Source organism: Paraburkholderia sp. BR10936, from assembly GCF_040965735.1.
Classification (GTDB): Bacteria; Pseudomonadota; Gammaproteobacteria; order Burkholderiales; family Burkholderiaceae; genus Paraburkholderia; species Paraburkholderia nodosa_A.
This window is the reverse complement of the sequence record NZ_JBFRCM010000027.1, coordinates 40,855-57,301: the sequence shown is the minus strand read 5'-3', so window position 1 is coordinate 57,301 and position 16,447 is coordinate 40,855. Positions and strand designations below refer to the sequence as shown.

The 16,447-nt window shown below is 62.8% G+C and carries 16 protein-coding genes; all 16 read left to right on the top strand.

All coding sequences use genetic code 11. From position 1 onward, the window contains the following. Positions 1-10 precede the first annotated feature (10 nt). The 16 genes from AB4Y36_RS36220 to AB4Y36_RS36145 all read left to right on the top strand — a co-directional run bounded on the left by AB4Y36_RS36220 (position 11) and on the right by AB4Y36_RS36145 (position 16,401). Positions 11-355 carry a hypothetical protein gene (locus AB4Y36_RS36220; RefSeq protein ID WP_028215745.1) on the top strand — a complete coding sequence of 115 codons (345 nt, stop codon included), beginning with the start codon at positions 11-13 and terminating at the stop codon, positions 353-355. 6 nt (positions 356-361) lie between these two features. Continuing rightward, positions 362-790, top strand: a complete 429-nt coding sequence (locus AB4Y36_RS36215; protein ID WP_069268378.1) for a VirB3 family type IV secretion system protein — start codon at positions 362-364, stop codon at positions 788-790. Further along, positions 783-992: a hypothetical protein gene (locus AB4Y36_RS36210; RefSeq protein ID WP_368685522.1), complete on the top strand. Its 210-nt coding sequence runs from the start codon at positions 783-785 to the stop codon at positions 990-992. Before AB4Y36_RS36215 ends, AB4Y36_RS36210 begins: the two co-directional genes overlap by 8 nt. After that, positions 983-3,382 carry a transporter gene (locus AB4Y36_RS36205; protein ID WP_368618993.1) on the top strand — a complete coding sequence of 800 codons (2,400 nt, stop codon included), beginning with the start codon at positions 983-985 and terminating at the stop codon, positions 3,380-3,382. The genes AB4Y36_RS36210 and AB4Y36_RS36205 overlap by 10 nt, the downstream gene beginning before the upstream one ends. Positions 3,383-3,505: 123 nt before the next feature. Then, positions 3,506-4,117, top strand: coding sequence for a type IV secretion system protein (locus AB4Y36_RS36200; RefSeq protein WP_368619013.1), 612 nt, complete (start codon positions 3,506-3,508; stop codon positions 4,115-4,117). Positions 4,118-4,131: 14 nt separating this feature from the next. Further along, positions 4,132-5,064 carry a type IV secretion system protein gene (locus tag AB4Y36_RS36195; RefSeq protein WP_368618994.1) on the top strand — a complete coding sequence of 311 codons (933 nt, stop codon included), beginning with the start codon at positions 4,132-4,134 and terminating at the stop codon, positions 5,062-5,064. A gap of 25 nt (positions 5,065-5,089) precedes the next feature. Further along, positions 5,090-5,446: a hypothetical protein gene (locus AB4Y36_RS36190; RefSeq protein ID WP_368618995.1), complete on the top strand. Its 357-nt coding sequence runs from the start codon at positions 5,090-5,092 to the stop codon at positions 5,444-5,446. Positions 5,447-5,631: 185 nt separating this feature from the next. Continuing rightward, on the top strand, positions 5,632-6,534 hold the full coding sequence (locus AB4Y36_RS36185; protein WP_368685521.1) for a virB8 family protein: 903 nt from the start codon (positions 5,632-5,634) through the stop codon (positions 6,532-6,534). Then, positions 6,531-7,367, top strand: a complete 837-nt coding sequence (locus AB4Y36_RS36180) for a TrbG/VirB9 family P-type conjugative transfer protein (RefSeq protein ID WP_069268372.1) — start codon at positions 6,531-6,533, stop codon at positions 7,365-7,367. The genes AB4Y36_RS36185 and AB4Y36_RS36180 overlap by 4 nt, the downstream gene beginning before the upstream one ends. Then, the gene (gene virB10 / locus AB4Y36_RS36175; protein WP_368685520.1) at positions 7,360-8,568 is read left to right on the top strand and encodes a type IV secretion system protein VirB10; all 1,209 of its coding nucleotides are present in this window, start codon (positions 7,360-7,362) and stop codon (positions 8,566-8,568) included. Before AB4Y36_RS36180 ends, virB10 begins: the two co-directional genes overlap by 8 nt. Positions 8,569-8,589: 21 nt before the next feature. Next, positions 8,590-9,741: an ATPase, T2SS/T4P/T4SS family gene (locus AB4Y36_RS36170; RefSeq protein WP_368618998.1), complete on the top strand. Its 1,152-nt coding sequence runs from the start codon at positions 8,590-8,592 to the stop codon at positions 9,739-9,741. A gap of 97 nt (positions 9,742-9,838) precedes the next feature. Continuing rightward, positions 9,839-12,160, top strand: a complete 2,322-nt coding sequence (locus AB4Y36_RS36165) for a type IV secretory system conjugative DNA transfer family protein (RefSeq protein WP_368685519.1) — start codon at positions 9,839-9,841, stop codon at positions 12,158-12,160. Continuing rightward, positions 12,153-14,768 carry a DUF5710 domain-containing protein gene (locus tag AB4Y36_RS36160; RefSeq protein ID WP_368619000.1) on the top strand — a complete coding sequence of 872 codons (2,616 nt, stop codon included), beginning with the start codon at positions 12,153-12,155 and terminating at the stop codon, positions 14,766-14,768. Before AB4Y36_RS36165 ends, AB4Y36_RS36160 begins: the two co-directional genes overlap by 8 nt. A gap of 41 nt (positions 14,769-14,809) precedes the next feature. Then, positions 14,810-15,538: a StbB family protein gene (stbB, locus tag AB4Y36_RS36155; protein WP_368619001.1), complete on the top strand. Its 729-nt coding sequence runs from the start codon at positions 14,810-14,812 to the stop codon at positions 15,536-15,538. After that, entirely contained in the window at positions 15,535-16,026 is a 492-nt protein-coding gene (locus AB4Y36_RS36150; protein WP_069268367.1) for a hypothetical protein, read from the top strand. The genes stbB and AB4Y36_RS36150 overlap by 4 nt, the downstream gene beginning before the upstream one ends. Before the next feature lie 39 nt (positions 16,027-16,065). Further along, the gene (locus tag AB4Y36_RS36145) at positions 16,066-16,401 is read left to right on the top strand and encodes a killer protein (RefSeq protein WP_256095006.1); all 336 of its coding nucleotides are present in this window, start codon (positions 16,066-16,068) and stop codon (positions 16,399-16,401) included. The last annotated feature ends 46 nt before the right edge of the window (positions 16,402-16,447 follow it).

The following is a 16,447-nucleotide window of genomic DNA, read 5'->3' as shown; positions in this document are numbered from 1 at the left end:
GAGCAGGCAGATGAAGAAGATTCTTCTCGAACCCTTGACCGGCCGTGCCGCGGCTTTGGTGCGTTTGCGTGGCAGGAATGCCGGGCGCATCGGCGCCGTGGTCATGTCGATGGCCGCCCGCGGAGCCCGGGCGGGCGGTGGCCTGGCAGCGGGCACGTCGGCGGCCAACACCTTCACGCTATGGTTTTACGGATTCTGTGGCGTGATGGCTGGTTCGTATCTGCTGTGGGTTGGGGTCCAGTGCTGGTCCAACAAGGCCGACTGGATTCATGACTTCGGCGGCGGCATCGCGAAGGTGGCCGGCGTGGGTTCGGCACTCGTGCTCGCCGGCTGGGCTTTCGGACTCTTCGCCTGAATCACCATGGAAGACGAACGCACGCTGTACCCCTCCTACGCGGGTCTTAACCGTACCGCGATGATCGGCGGCGTCCCGATGTTTCCGGCGCTGATCATCGGCTGTACATCGCTGATCACCAGTATGGTCGGTGGGTTCGTGCTCGGTCCCGGTGGTCTGTTGATAGGCTCGGCTGGTGTGCCCGTCTTCCTGTTTTTCCGGCATGTCTGCGAGACAGATGACCAGGCACTGCGCCTGACGTGGCTGGAATTTCGCTGCTGGCTGGACCGCCGTCGTGTGTCGGTATTCGGCAGGACATACACGCTCGCACCGATGCGGTATGGCCGCGACCTGAACGTGTACACCCGCTCGTTTTCGCGCGGCCGGGACCTTGAGCGCTTCGAGGCGCTGCGTCAGCGCCTGCTTGCGCAGGCAGAGGAGGACGAAGATGAATGACCGCAAGCCTGCGCACAATCCTGCGCTGTCAACAGATGGCGCTGCCAGTGCGTGCACGCCTATTGTGGGCTACGCCATGACGGCTGGTGCTCCCGGTTCGGGCAAGACAATGTATGACGTGTTTCGCCGGCTCGCGGAGGAGCGCCGTCGCATTTGCGGCGCGGACGACATGCCGTACGTGGGAGACGAAGCATGCGCGTGACCAACGAACTGAACCGGCTTGTTACGTCCGCGGAGGACAAGCTGCCGCGCATCGGCCGTCCGGTGTCGGAAACGGTGACAAGCGTCGACAACGGCGGCGCCTTCCTGGTGATGCGCGTGAACGGCGTGCCGTTCGAATCGGTGAGCCGTGGCGAGATCGAAGCACGCTACGACGGCTGGAACCGTCAGCTGGCCGCGATGACGCTGGAGAAAGGTAATCGCCTGTCGCTGTGGACCACGTTTCGTCGGCGCAGCATCTCGTTCGGCGACGAGTACCGCTTCTACAATCCGTTCATCCAGCAGGCCGTCGACAAATACCTGCGGCGTTTCCGCAGGCACGATCACTTCGAGAACAGTTTCTACATCACCGCGATCCTGCAGGGCGACGACCTGGACGAGACGGTGCGCGAGCTCGAGGAGCTGGGCGAGGGACTGATGAAGGCTATCGTTGCCTACGATCCTCAACTGCTCGAAGCATACGGGCACAACGGCATCCTGTTCTCGGAGGCGTATCAGTTCATTGGCGAACTCGTGAATGGCGTCGACGAGCGCGTGCCGGCCACGCAGGCCACCGGACGCGACCTGATCCCGACGTCGCACCTGCACTTCCACTACGACACGGTTGAGATCCGCACCGATCGCTCAACCCGGTTCGCGGTCTGCTACGACCTGAAGGATTTTCCGAAGGCCGGCTGGGGGCAGACGAATCCGCTGCTGTCGCTGCCCGTCGAATTCACCTTCACGCAGAGCCTGGGCTGTCTGAGCACTGCCGAAGCGATGAAGGCGATCGAAGACCAGATCAATCACCTGAGGTCGGTCGAGGACAAGGCGAAACACCAGATCAAGGAACTGGAGGATGCGGTGGCGCTGATCGCCGGTCGGGATCTCGCATTCGGCGACTATCACGGGGCGCTCGTCGTGTACGGCGACACGCCGGAGAAGGCCATCAGCAACGGCGCGTACGTAACCAGTCGGGCGCTGAACGATTGCGGTTTCAAGTTCGTGAAGGCGACGGCATCGGCACCGTTCACGTACATGAGCCAGGTGCCGGGATTCAGGACGAAGCCGCGGCCGATGCCGAAATCGACCCGCAGTCTCGCATCGTCGTTTTCGATGCATACCTATTCGGCCGGCAAGGCACGCGGCAATCCGCTCGGCGATGGCTCGGCCCTCATGCCGGTGCAGACCGTTGCGAAAAGCCTGTTCAGCCTGAACTGTCACGCTTCGCGCCTGGATGAGGACAGCGTGGGCGAGAAGGTTGCCGGCCACACGCTTATTCTCGGCTCGACCGGCACGGGCAAGACCACCCTCGAGACGATGCTGCTCGCCTTCCTCGAGCGGTTCGACCCGAAGATCTTCGCGCTCGATCTCGATCAGGGTCTGCGGATCTTCCTCGAGGAGATGGGAGCTGTCTACTACACGCTGCGCGAAGGCGAGCCGACCGGTCTTGCGCCGTTTGGCCTGCCCGAGACGAAGCGCAACCTCGCGCACCTTTACGACCTGGTGGGTGCCTGCTGCCGCGACGAGAACGGCAAGCTCAGTGCTGACGACCAGCGGCAGATCAAGCACGCGGTCGACACGGTCATGAAGCTCGAGAACATCGAGCACAGAACCTTCAGCCGCCTGCTGGAGTCGATCCCGGATACGGGCGACGAGAACGGCCTGTGGGTCCGTCTTAGCCAGTGGTGTGGTGCAACTAACGGTCGATTCTCGTGGGCGCTGGACAACATACCGGATGCGTTGACGAACATTGCCGAGGTGCGCCGGATCGGTTTCGACGTCACTGACTTCCTGAAGAAAGACTATGCCGCCACGGAGCCGGTGCTTGCACACCTGCTGTACCTCAAGGACCAGATGCAGAAGAGGGGCGGACTGCTCGCAACGGTGATTGCCGAATTCTGGCTGCCGGCCAGCTACCCCACCACGCAGGAGCTGATCCGCAAGTCGCTCAAGACGGGCCGCAAGGCAGACGAATTCCTGATCCTGGATTCGCAGTCGCCGGAGGACGCAATCCAGTGTCCGGTGTTCGCCGAGATCCGCGACCTGACGGCGACAAAGATCTATCTGCCGAACCCGGACGCGACGCGCGACGGTTACAAGCTCCTGAACCTGACCGACCGCGAATTCGACACGCTCAAGAGGCTGTCGAAGGAGTCCCGCACGTTCCTGATCAAGCAGAGCAACCAGTCGGCGTTTGCAACACTGGACCTGGGCGGCATGAACGACGAGATCGCGGTGCTTTCCAGCAGTCTGGACAACGTTGCGATCTGGGAAGAATGCACGCGCGACGCACATGGCGACACGGACCTGCGAATGCAGCTGTTCCAGGCACGCCGCAAGGGCAAACGCGATCGAAAGCACGAGGCCGAGGTTGTTGAGGAAACCGAATGACGACGACACACGATCTTCAGCGCTCGTCGTCGATCGAGCCAGCGACGGGCGAACATCCTAGCAGTCCAGCTTGGGAGCGCGACGATGAAAATTATTCGCAATTTGACGGGCGCCGCATTGATCGTGGCCACATTCACGATGCAGGCAGCGCAAGCGCAGGGTGTCCCGGTGATCGACCTGCAGGCGATCGCGCAGGCGATCTCGACTGTCAAAGAGCTGGAGCAGCAATACAGCCTGCTCTCTGACCAGTACCAGTCGACGATCGGCAATCGCGGCCTAGGAAACATCTTCAATGACCCGTCGCTGCGCAACTACCTGCCGGATCAGTGGCAGTCGGTCTACGACGAAGTGAAGAGCGGACAGTTGAACGGAATCAGCGGCCTCGCCAGCAGTATCGAGAGCCAGGAGGGGATGACCGCGTACACGCCCGGGCAGCAACGTCTGAACGATACTCTGGCCGCCAACAAGGCAATGGCGATGCGCTCGTATCAGGCGTCGATCGACCGGCTGACGAACATCCAGCAGCTGATGCAGCAGTCAAACCTCACGCAGGATCCGGCGGCGAACGCCGATTTGCAAAACCGGTGGGCGGCAGAGAACTCGTCGATCAACGCGGAAAAGATGCGCCTCGATCTCGCGGCGCGACTTCAGGATGCGGAGAAGGATTTCGCGCAACAGGCTGCCCATAACGACATGCAGCAACGGCTGAACGGCGACGACGACGCCGATCAATAACGCGGAGTGCGATCGTGCAACTGCAAATCTTTACCGAAATGTTCAACTCGTTCGATCAGAACGTGCTGAACACGATCAATACCGGCTCGGCCCGGATGATCTCACTCATCAGTCCGCTGGTCGCTGCCTGCTTTAGTCTCTATGTCCTGCTCGTACTCGTGTCGTACTGGCGTGGCCACAACGACAGCCCGATATCCGACTTCCTGCTGAAGATGGCAGGGTGGGCGGCTGTGCTCACGCTCGGGATGAATATCAGCTATTACAGCGAGTACGTGGTGCCGTTCTTCAATGGCCTCGGGGACGATCTAAGTAGTGCCTTGATGGGTGGCAACAGCCTGAGTAGTGGGCTCGATACGCTGTTGAATCTCTATATATCCGCTATCAAGAGCATGTACAACGGATTAGGCGTTACTGATGTTGGTCTATTCGTCGAGGTTTCAGTGCTCGCACTCTGCATCCTCCTAGTTGGTGTGCCATTTCTTGCTATTGCTGCGGCCTACATCATCCTTGCGAAGTTCGCACTTGGATTGCTGCTTGCGCTAGGGCCTGCGTTCATCGTTGCGGCGCTGTTTCCTGCCACGCGGCAATTTTTCCAAAACTGGGTTGGGCAATGCCTGAACTATGGTCTGCTCGTTGCGCTGTTCGGTGCCGTGGGTGCAATCGAGGTGAGTTTTATGACCTCGGTGCTGCCGAAGAACTTCAGTGTCAGCGATGTCATGCTGACCTACACCATTGAGGGAAAGATTATCGCTGCAGGGCTGGTGTTCATCGTGGTGTCGCTGAGCATGCCGTCACTTGCATCGCAATTGGCAGGTGGCGTAGGTATCTCATCGATGGTCGGTAAGATCGGCAACGCGGCCAGTGGAGCCATGAGGGCGATGAAGCTGATGGGTGGTTCCAGAGGTGACGCATCGTCAGCGTCCACTAACTCAATCGGCCGCGCCTGATCTTGACTACTACCAGGAGGAATCGATGAGGGCCATCGGGTTTATGACTGCGGCAGTTGTGGTCATTGTTTCATTGACACAATTCGGTTGCGGTAAGCATGACGGCAACGAATTTGTGGGCACATGGAAACGCGTCAGCCAGAACGGCTGGTTCGAAGTGAACATTGCTCGGAATGGTGATGGAGACGACTTCTACGTTTCACACAAGGTTCCCAATCTCGGTGCCGATGGCGAAGCGGATAAATGGAAAATCGTGCGGGAACCAGCAGTAGCGCAGGACGGAAAGATGGTTGTAAGTGGTGGGGTTCCGTACGTCATCACGATCGACAAGGCAACTGGACATCTTGTTGTTCCCGGTGCCGAGTTTGAACGCTCGAAGTAAATGATGCGCCGTCCGTCGGAGCAGCCAGCGACGGCGGACACTACACCCCGATCGGAGATTGACGTGAAATTAGTCGTCGTGCTTTTCGGCGCCGCGCTGCTTGCTGCGTGCTCGTCGGCGCCAAAGCCGACCCAACCTGAGGGGCCGTGGATGCCTGTCAACCATGCGACACAGGGGAGTGCGCCATGAAATGGATGCCATGGAAGCCGGCGCGGGTGCAGGCTGAGCCAGTCGCGGTTGCCGTCGACGGCAATTGCGCGGCCGCGCTGCAGCACATTGCGGCAAAACTCGCCGACGCCGAGCCGCGCGAGATGGCGCGGATGTATTTCAGGGAAGCGCTCTCGTTCGAGAAGTCCCGGCAGCAGCTGCAGGAAAACATGACGAAGATTGCATGGCGCGTTGCGGGCGGGGCCATGTTCATCGCACTTATCTCTATTCTTGGCTCGTCAGCCTTAGTACAACTAAAGAGACCGTCACCACCCGTGATTATTAAGGATAACACCGCGACCGGCGACGTGCAGGTGATTGATGTCGCGCACAGTGGATCCGTGACGTTCGGTGAACTCGAGGTGCGGGCAGCACTGCGCACGTATGTGAAGCTACGTGAGAAGTACGACTGGTACACGATCCAGGACGCGTACGACACCGTGACGCTGATGAACTCACCACGCGAGCAGGCGTTGTACGCGGCGCTCTACAACCGCAAGAACTCGCCGCAAAACGTGCTCACCGACAAATATCGCGTGATTGTGCGCCCAGGTGCAATTACGTTCGTCGGATCCACCGCACAGGTGTTCTTCTCGAAGACGATGCTTTCGCTGCCGTCGCAGGGCGGCTCGACGTCACCGCCGCCTAAAACCGAATACTGGATCGCGACGATCACCTACGATATAGGCGATCTGCCGACCCGCAGCGACGAACAGGAGCTCAATCCAACGGGCTTTCGTGTCACCAGCTACTCGGTTGACCGCGACTGGACGCGCAGCACCGCAGACGGCGCGACACCGATGCCGTCCGCGGCCACATCGTCCCAGTCGGCACCGTCGAGTATGTCGTTGAGTGCACCGGCCGGAGGGGCCAATCCATGACCATCCGGTTCCCGAAAGCGCTTACTGCAGCGTCGATCGCTGCCGCGCTATTCGGCATGTGGCTACCGGCTGTCGCCGAAGTCGTGCCCGGTGCATGCGGCAGCGACCGGCACATTGCGTGCGCCGTGTATGACCCGAATGAGACGTACCGGATCGCCTATCGCCCGGGCGAGGCGACTGTCCTCGTCTTCGAGAAAGGCGAAAAGATCGACGGCGGCGGCATGGGCGACGGCAAGGCATGGACGGCTGGCCCAGCCGGCAACGGCTTCTTCTTCAAGCCGAAGGCACCGCAGGCGGCCACCAACCTGATTCTGCTCACGAACAGACGTCGCTATGTGCTCAAGCTGGTCCCGGTCAGGAGGCACGAGGAAGCAGTCTGGTCGCTGACCTTCGATTATCCGGACACGCGTGCAAAGGCGTCGGCGGCGGCCGCGGTGCGCTCGGCCGAAGCGCGGGCACTGCTGGCGCAGACCGTCAGCGCGTCTGGCGTGGGCAACTTCAATTACGACATGCATGGTGATACGACACTCGCGCCAACGGCGCTGTGGGATGACGGCCGCTTTACCTACTTCGAGTTCAGTACGAGCCGCGACCTGCCGCAGATCTATCGCGTGTACGGGGACGGCAAGGAAGCGCTCGTCAATCCTGATGACGTGCGCGGCCCCGTGCTGGTGGTGCACGACACGGCGCAGCGCTTCAACCTGCGCCTGGGGGACGCCGTACTCGGCATTCGCAACAATGCATACCGGCCAGACGGCCAGCTGAACCCGACAGGCACGACGATTCCGGGCACGGTGCGGCTCGTGAAGCAAAAGGAGGCGGGCGGTGAGTGACGATATCAATCTGAGCGGTCCGAACCCGGCGAACCCGACCCCGGTCGAGCCCGCCGGCATAGGCGAGCGCGGGGTGCCGGGTGTTGGCCGCACGAAGCGCAAGAGCCCGTTCCGGATGTTACCGATCGTCATTGGGATGGTGCTGGTCCTGCTGTTCGGTGCGATCGCAGTGGGTGTCGCGATCAAACGGTGGTCGGCGCAGCATCACGCCGAGTCCGAGGCGGCAAGGGCGGAAGCGGCAAAGGACAAGCCGTCAGATGACCGGCACGACTTTGCGCGCGACAAGGCAAAGATCGAAAAGCAGCGGGCAGAGGAAGCGGCGATGGCGTCGGAAGCGGCTGTAGCAAGCGCGGCGCTTGCTACACCTGCGCATGCGAACGCAGCCAGTGCAGTGAATGGAAACGGCGCCGCTGCAGCGACGGCGGCCAGCGCCGCCGAGACGCCGGCGCAACGCAAGCTCGATGGCGACGTGCTGCTCACATCAAAGGATGAGAGGACGACCGACGCGGCAGCCCCTGGTGGCACGCCCGGGTTGACCGGTTCGCATGCCGGATTCGCGAAGGATGGACTGGACAGCAAGCTGCAGCCATCGAAGCTGGAAACGGTGAAGGCGGAACTGATGCCGTCGCGAGACTTCCTGCTGATTGCGGGGACGACGATCCCGTGCGTGCAGGGTGCGGAGATCGTGACCGACTACCCGGGCATGACCAACTGCCACGTGGCGAAAGATGTGTACTCGGCGAACGGCAAGGTGCTGCTGGTCGAGCGTGGCTCCGAGGTCGTGGGCGAGCAGCGGCAGGCGCTGATGCAGGGTCAGGCGCGGATCTTCGTGATCTGGACGCGGCTGACGACGCCTGATGGCGTAAAGGTGCAACTCGATTCGCCGGCGGCCGATGCGCTCGGCGGCAGTGGCCTGCCGGCCTACGTCGACAACCACTTCTGGACGCGGTTTGGCGGCGCCATGATGGTCAGCCTGATCAGCGATGCCGGTCAGGCGCTGTCGACACTGGCCGCGAACTCGGGCAGTAGCGGCATCCAGTTTAACAACACCACGAATGCCGGTGGTGAGGTAGCGGCCGAAGCACTGCGCAACACCATCAACGTGCCGCCGACCGCGTATTCGCAGTACGGGTCGATGACGACGATCTTCGTTGCGCGCGATGTGGACTTCTCCGACGTGTACGAACTGGCGACGCCTTGATTCATTTAATTCGAGGTGCTTATGAGTATGCAATACGACGACAGTCTTACGGTACGCAGTCACCTCAAGACACTCGGCATCGCCGCAATGCTGGCGATGCCCGGCGTCACTGAGTTTGCGGTTAACCGTCCGTATGAAGGCTGGACCGAAACGCTCGACGGCTGGCAGCGCCATGATCTTCCGAATGCGTCGCTGGAAATGCTGAACCAGTTTGCACCGGCTCTGGCCATCTACAACAAGGCGAAGCCGCCGCTATCGGCGGCCGAGCCGGAGAAGCCGGTGCGCCTGCCCGACGGGGAGCGCGGCCAGATCGTGATTCCACCGGCGTGCGAGCCGGGCACTGTGTCGCTGACGATTCGCGTGCCGAATTCAACGCGCCTTTCGGTACAGCAGTGGTCGGATGCCGGGCGGTTCGCCAGGTTCCGTGATGTGGTCCGGGGCGGACCCGGCGGTAGTAGCGCAATGACGCCGGGCGAGATCGACGCTGCGGCGGCACGGGCAGGCTCAGAGGGCATGGACGTCAGTCGTGCCACTGCGGTGTTCAATCCGTCCCGGGCGCTGGGCGCCTATGGCCTGGCGCGCTTCCAGCATGAGATGCTCGACGCGCTCGCGCAGCGCGATGTCGTGCGGTTTCTGAGGCTGGCCATCCTGAACCGGCTGAACATCGTGCTCGTGGGCGGCACGGGCTCCGGCAAGACCACGCTGATGAAGGCGCTGGCGGACCTGATCCCGATCATTCCGCGCGAGGCGCGTCTGGCGACGATCGAGGATACCCACGAGCTGCCGTTGCCACTGCATCGAAATCACGTTCACCTCTTCTACAGCGAGGCGGTTCCAGCGCGACGCCTGGTGAAGGCGACGTTGCGCATGAAATGCGATCGCGTGCTGCTTGCGGAGTTGCGCGGCGACGAGACCTGGGACTACCTGACGCTGCTCAACACCGGACACCAGGGCGGGTTGACGACGGTGCACGCGAACGACTCGATCGCGACGCTCACGCGCATCGCCACGCTGGTCAAGCAAAGCCCGGTCGGGCAGACGCTCCCGTTCGATTACCTGATGCGCGAGATCCGCATGACGGTCGACGTGGTGCTGTTTATGGAGAACCGGGACCTGACAGAAATCTGGTTCGATCCGGTCAGTAAAAACAGGCTGCTGCGAGGTGATGCATGAGATTGCGATCGAACGATTCCGCCATTGGTGACAGTGGCAGGCACACCGGCCGGGAACCCCTTGAGCGGCAGACGCACGCGGCAGCGGGAGCGTCAGCATGAAAGCCCGTCTCCTTGTTGGCGGCCTGCTTGGCATTGTGTCCGGCGCAGTCGTTTTCGCCGCCGGCCGTCTGCTTCATCTCGACGCGATCAGCGATCCTGTCGAAATGGGGGCCGTGATTGCTCTCGTCGTCGTGACGTGCGCGTTGTGGGGCGTGTGTGCGAGCGCCGTGCTGCTAAAAACCGCGACGCTTGCCGACCGGGTCATCGCGGCCGGTCTGCTTGCACTGGTGGTTCTGATCGGTCTCGCTGCGGCCGGCCAGTACGTCGGCGCGATGCTGTTTGCGAAGCTGGAAAAGTTGCCGGACTCCGCAATCGGGCTGTGGACGCTGCACGACTACTGGCGCGCCTTTGGCGACGTGAAGGCGGTGAAACGCTCGCTGCAGATGGCGACAGCGGCATCGATCATCGTGCCGCTTGTGCCGGTAGCGGCGATCGTCGCGGCGCTGGTCATGAAGCCGAAGCGCGAACTGCATGGCGATGCCCGCTTCGCCTACAGCTACGAGGTTCGGCGGTACGGCCTGCTCGATGAGGCTAACGGGCGCGGTCGAAACAGGGGCGGCCGCAAGGGCGATCACCGCGACCCGTCGATCATCGTAGGGCGGTACAAGGGCAAGTACCTGACGTTCCGCGGAACGGAGTTCGTGATGGTTGCTGCGCGAACGCGTTCACGCAAAGGTGCAGCCATTGTGATCCCGAATCTGCTCACCTTTCCGGATTCGGTGGTCGTACTCGATGTGAAGGGAGAGAACTACGACCTGACGTCGCGGTACCGGCAGGCCTGCGGCCAGCAGGTGTTTCGCTGGGCGCCATTTGATCACACTGGCTACACGCACCGCTGGAATCCGCTTTTCAGGATTGCGAAGAGTGCATCCTTCGTGCGGGTCGGTCGCCTGCAGGCGATTGCAGCGCGCCTGTATCACACGACCGACGGTCGCAACAAGTTCTTCTATGAGCAGGCGAGTGACCTGTTCATGGGCTTCGCGCTCTACCTGATGGAGATGACGGGTGACTGTACGTTCGGACAGGTGTTGCGGCTCGCGACCACGCCCGACAAGAAAGTGCGTGAGCACCTTTCGGATCTGATGCAGCACGAGCCGCAGAAGGGGGTGCCGCTGTCGGGCGATTGCCTGGGCGCGCTCTCGCGCGTGCTGGCCTCGCCCGACGAGACGATGCTGAACATTGTTGCGACGTTTAACGCCGGTCTGCGCCTGTTCAGCAACCCGATCGTCGACCAGGCGACGAGCGCATGCGACTTCGAGCTCGACCGCGTGCGGCGCGAGCTGATGTCGATCTACGTTGTGCTGCCGGTGCGTGAGCTTGCCGTCGCGAGCCTGCTCGGCAACCTGTTCTACACGCAGTGGATCGAGGACAACCTCGACGTGCTGCCGGGCGACGATCCGGCCATCAAATATCAGTGTCTTGGCGTGGGGGACGAATTTACCGCGCTCGGTCGCATCGAGGTACTCGACAAGGGCAACGCGTTCATCGCGGGCTACTGGATTCGCCTGCTCACGATCCTGCAGTCGAAGGCGCAGCTGGAGCCGAACGATCTGTACGGGCCGGCCGGGGCGCGCACGCTGATCACCAACCACGCAGTGCTGGTGGCGTACGCGCCTGGCAACCAGCAGGATGCAAAGGAACTGTCCGAGACGCTGGGGACGTTCACCGAGAAGGCAACCTCGAAAAGCCGTAATCACGGCCGCAACACGTCGACCGGCACGAACACGTCGGATCAGGGCCGCGCGTTGATGCTCGATCAGGAACTGAAGCGCATGGAGCAGGACCAGGAAATCGTGCTTGGTTTCCAGCGTCCGATCCTGTGCGAGAAGGCGACCTATTACGAGGATGACCTGTTCATCGACCGCATGCGCTCGGTCAGTCCGATGCTCGCTGCGATCAACAAGCGCCTGCCCACCGAAGACGAAATCAAGGCGGCCTGGCGTGCCGGTGAGCTGCGAGCGAACGGCATCCCGACGCACAACCCGGAGACGTATCACGCGGCGCTGTCCGCGAGGGCCGCTGGCGAAATCCGACTTGCACGTCAGGCCGGTGCGAAGCCGCTGACCGCGGCCGAGCTTCTCGTGCTCGACCAACGCGCGCCCGGGCCACTCGCGACCGGCATGGCGCTCGCGGGCTTCGAGGCTGACCTGGCCGAGCTTGGCGTCGCGATGCGCGAGGACGTGCGCGAAATGCTCGCGGGCATCCGCATCGATTTCAACGTGGCAGGCGGGGATGACGCTGTCCAGGACCGGATTGAACCGGCGCTCGCGTCTGTCGCGCCGGCGGACAACGAGGCAAAGGAGGTATCACATGGCTGACCCGAACAGGCCGAAAGGCAAACGGACGTATCTGGACGTCCCGTTCAGGGAGAAGGACGCGGCGCACGATCTGGGCGCCAGGTTCGACCGGCGATCGAAAAAATGGTACGTGCCGCGCGGCACTAACGTGGCGCCCTTTGCGCGGTGGATGCCGACGCAAGAGCCGCAGGCAGGGCAGGCACCCGGAGCAGTGCGCGGGCAGCCGCAGACGCTGTTCGGCAGTGAAGCCGACATCGAGCGGGAAGCCGTGCGGCTGAGCGAGCTAATGGGTCAACCGCTCGATGAGTCCCGCGCCTTCGTGCGGGACTCCCTTCAGGCCGCCGCGGAAAGGGCGGGACTGGAGGCACGGGACCGGTTGCGCGCGCAGGGTGCCTCTGCGTTCGAGATGATTGACGGAGTGCGGGAAGCCGGTGTCCACGCGCGGCACCAGTATTTCGCCGACCGGCAGCATCTGTATGGACGGGGCGCGCGCGTTGGCCAGCAGGCTGCACAGCCGAAGCTCGACGACGCGGCGCTCGGCCGGCGCTTTCGCGAAATGATCCAGTCGATTACGACAGCGGTCACGCTGCGTGGCAACGAGGTCAACCATACGCTTGCACTTGAGCAGCGGCTGGAGTCGATCCATCGTGAAGCGTGGCGCAAGTCCGGCAACGCTGTTGATGGCGAGCGCGCGATTGGCGAGCAGATCCGCAACCGCACTGGTTTTGCGGCGGAGACCCTGCCGCCACGGGCAGCCAAAGCGCTGGCCAAACTTCGCGATGAAGCGGGCTTGAGTCCGATGGAAATCGACGAGCGCACGCCTGCGCGCGACGTGACGGATTCCGACCCGGTGGACGACGCGCTTCCGGTTGACGGGGCAAGCGTCGCGCCGCAAAACCGGCATCGCCATCGCGAGCCAGAGCGCAGCGACGGCATTGCCACCTTCGCGGACATCGCCGAAGCGTTCGAACCGGTGGCGACGATGCCCGCGACCGGTAGTGAGCAGGAGGACAGAACGGACTGGTCGATGGTGGCGAAAGACCTGGCCGACTTTCGGGGGATGACGGGGCGTATCAGGGAGGAGTTCGGGAAAGGCAAGGCCGCGCCTGAAGTTGCCGCCGCACTTGATCAAGAGCTTGCGTTTCTGTCGCCGGCCGCCCGCGAGCCGTTCGTGACCTACGTGCGCGAAGCACTCGACAGGCAGGTCGATGCATCACTGGCGCAATCTCCAGCCTCGCAGGCGCAGCCGGACGTCAAGACGGATGGCGATTTGGTGACCTTTGCCGACGTCGGCGATGCAGCGGCAATCAACGACGCAATGCGCCGCCGTGGCATCACAGGAAATGCCGTGCCCGGCAACGAGGACGTCGCTCGCCCGACTGTCGACGCGGCGGCGGCGAACGAACCCGTTGTTCAGCCCGGCCGCGCTGCGAACGATACGTCGATGGACACACCGGCGGTGTCGGGCATGATCGACACGCAGATCGGGCGCACGCAGACGCCCGCGCAGAATGAAACGGACGCAAGAAATCCGGCGAACGATCCGGAGCGCCCGGCGTTTGACTCCGTGTCGACTCAGGATCTGGAGCGCGTGCGCACGGTGCGCGAGGGCGAGCGAGTGGCCGCCGAGCGGTTGCTTCGCGAACAGGGCAAGCCGATGCCAGGGCTGCACGCGGGCGACGCCGGTGCAGCGGCAGACGCGCACGAGGCTGGCGTTGCGGGTATCGCCGACAGCAGCGACAACCAGATCGGCGTCGATCCTGCCTCACGCAAGCCGGTCGTGACGAAAGACGGCTACGACGTGCCCGCCCATATCGCGGCGCGCTACATGGTGAAGGATGGCCGGTTCTGGAAGCTCGATGGCATGGAGGCCGGGTTGGGTACGTCGGGCGCGCAGCGGGATCCGACAGCGACCACGCAGCCGCACTTCGAGGATGTCGGGGCACGCCTGTACTCCCGGCAGAACGATCGCTCAACGATTGCCGACATGATGGCAGTAGCGAAGGCCAAGAACTGGGATTCGATCGTGGTGCGCGGCAGCGAAACGTTCCGCCGCAACGCGTGGATCGAAGCGTCCCTCGCGGGTGTGGATGTAAAGGGCTTCAGGCCCGCCGAGAGCGACGAGGCATTGCTCGAGGCCGTGAAGCGTGAACGTGCGGCGCTGACGATCAAGGCCGGAACGTCGCCGACGCCGGATGTCGCGCAGAAGACGAACCCGGCGAAGGAGAATCCAGCGGCCGCGCCGTCAAACCCAAAACCGGAAGCGGCGGCCAGCGCAGCGCGTTTCTCGCCTGCTGCGGACATGGCGGCAGCGCCCACGCCTGAAGCACTCAAAACCGTCGCGCAGTTGCGCGAAGTCCTCGAAAAGTCACTTGAGCGGGCACCCGCGCGCATGCGTGCCGAGGTGATTCGCCGGTTCGATGCTCGCATGCAGGCGGGCACGGAGATCGAGGCCCGGATTGCACGCGGCGAACTGGGTCGTGACGCCGGCCCGGCCGAGATCGACAGGCGCGCGGCCGAGCTGCATGCGGCGTGGACGGCACCGAAGGCCGCGCCTGCCCAGGGCCCGTCGAACATCCCGCTGCCTGCGCAAGCGCAGACAGGCGGCATGGCACCGAAGATGATGTAAGTGGCGGCACTCCAAATATTGATAAGGATTGGAAAATGAGTATGGCTATCGTGAACTGCTCAGGCAACGTCGGCAAGACTACCGTGACCCGCGAACTGCTCGCGCCAAGGCTGCCGTCCATGTCGGTACGCCAGATTGAGTCAATCAATACGGATGACTCGGCCGGCCCGAAGGTCGAGGTGATGATTGCCGCGCGCTTTGACGAACTGCATGACGAGCTGATGCGCGGCCGTGATCTGCTGGTCGATATCGGTGCATCGAACGTCGAGGAGTATCTCAACCGCCTCAATGGTGCCAAAGGGGCACAGGAGGATTACGCGTGCTTCGTTGTGCCGGTCGAACCGGAGAGCAAGCAGATGAAGGACTCCATGAAGACGATCAACATGCTCGCGGATCTCGGCGTCGAGCCTGGGCGCATCCGTGTGCTGCTCAACAAGGTCGATCTGGTCAGGAGCGAGGACCGCGAGGTAACGCTGCGCCGGCACTTCGGGCAACTGTTCGAACTGCATGAGAGGGAGCGGACTTTCGAACTGAATCAGGATGCGCTGATCCCAAAGAACGACGTGTTTGCGCTTGCGGCGGCCGCCGGTCGTACGATCCACGATATTGCGACAGACGGGGTGGACTACAAGGCGCAACTGATCGACGCTGCGAGCGCCTCTGAGAAGGACCGTCTCGTGAGGCTGGTTGGCCTCAAGCGCAAGGCGCTGTCGATCAAGCCGTTGATGGACCAGGCGTTTACCGCACTGATGGAAGGGGTCGATGCATGAACGAGCCGACGCCGCAGCCGGATCACGCCGGGCGAGCGTCTGAGCGCCTGGGCCGGGTGATCGCCACGATGCCGGCGTCGAACGAGCTGGCCGTGCTCGCGGAGATCCTGATCGAGCAGATGAAGGTCGTGGATGCGCAACACCATGTTGTCGCGCTGATGGAGTCCACTGACCAGAAACTGACCGCGACGGTGCAGGCGCTGCGCGAGGAGAACACGCAACTGACGAAGCTGCTCACGCAATCGCGCCAGGCGTTCATCGGCGAGGTAGCCGCGAAGGCGGCTGACCAGGCGCGACGTGCGGCAACAGCGGATGTCGTGGACGAACTGGCGCGGCTGCGGGCTGCCGTTGAATCGCGTGGTCGCGTCGTGCCCACGAATCCGGCAGTTGCAGCAACCGGATCGCTCGTCGCCTTCATGGGCATTGCGTTCTGCGCGGGCGCCGCGCTCATCTGGGTCGTTGCCCGTCTGGCACACACGCTCACCTAGCCGAAAACCACCGCATCTCATGGAGGGGAACCTTAGATCATGAACGCAATGAAACGACGGTCGATTGCGGCCGCGCTGTGCAGCGCGGCACTGGTCTGTGCGCTCGCCACGCCGTCGTCGCACGCCGATGATAACCAGGATGCGTGTGGCGCGGTGCTCTGTCTTGCCGGTTTGATCATGGGTGGCAATGGCGGCAAGACATGCGCCGAATACGAGGCGGGCTACTTTTCCATCGTCCGCTTTCACCACGGTCACTTCGATGAGGGCGGCACGGCCAACGCGCGAGGCGATTTCCTGAACCAGTGCCAGTCGGCCGGGAGTGACGTGAAGGGGCCAGTCAATTCGCAATACGGGCGAACCCAGTACGGCCCCTGACTCTTGCACGCCGGTGGCGGCAGTTCGCCGCCCGATGTCTCTCTGG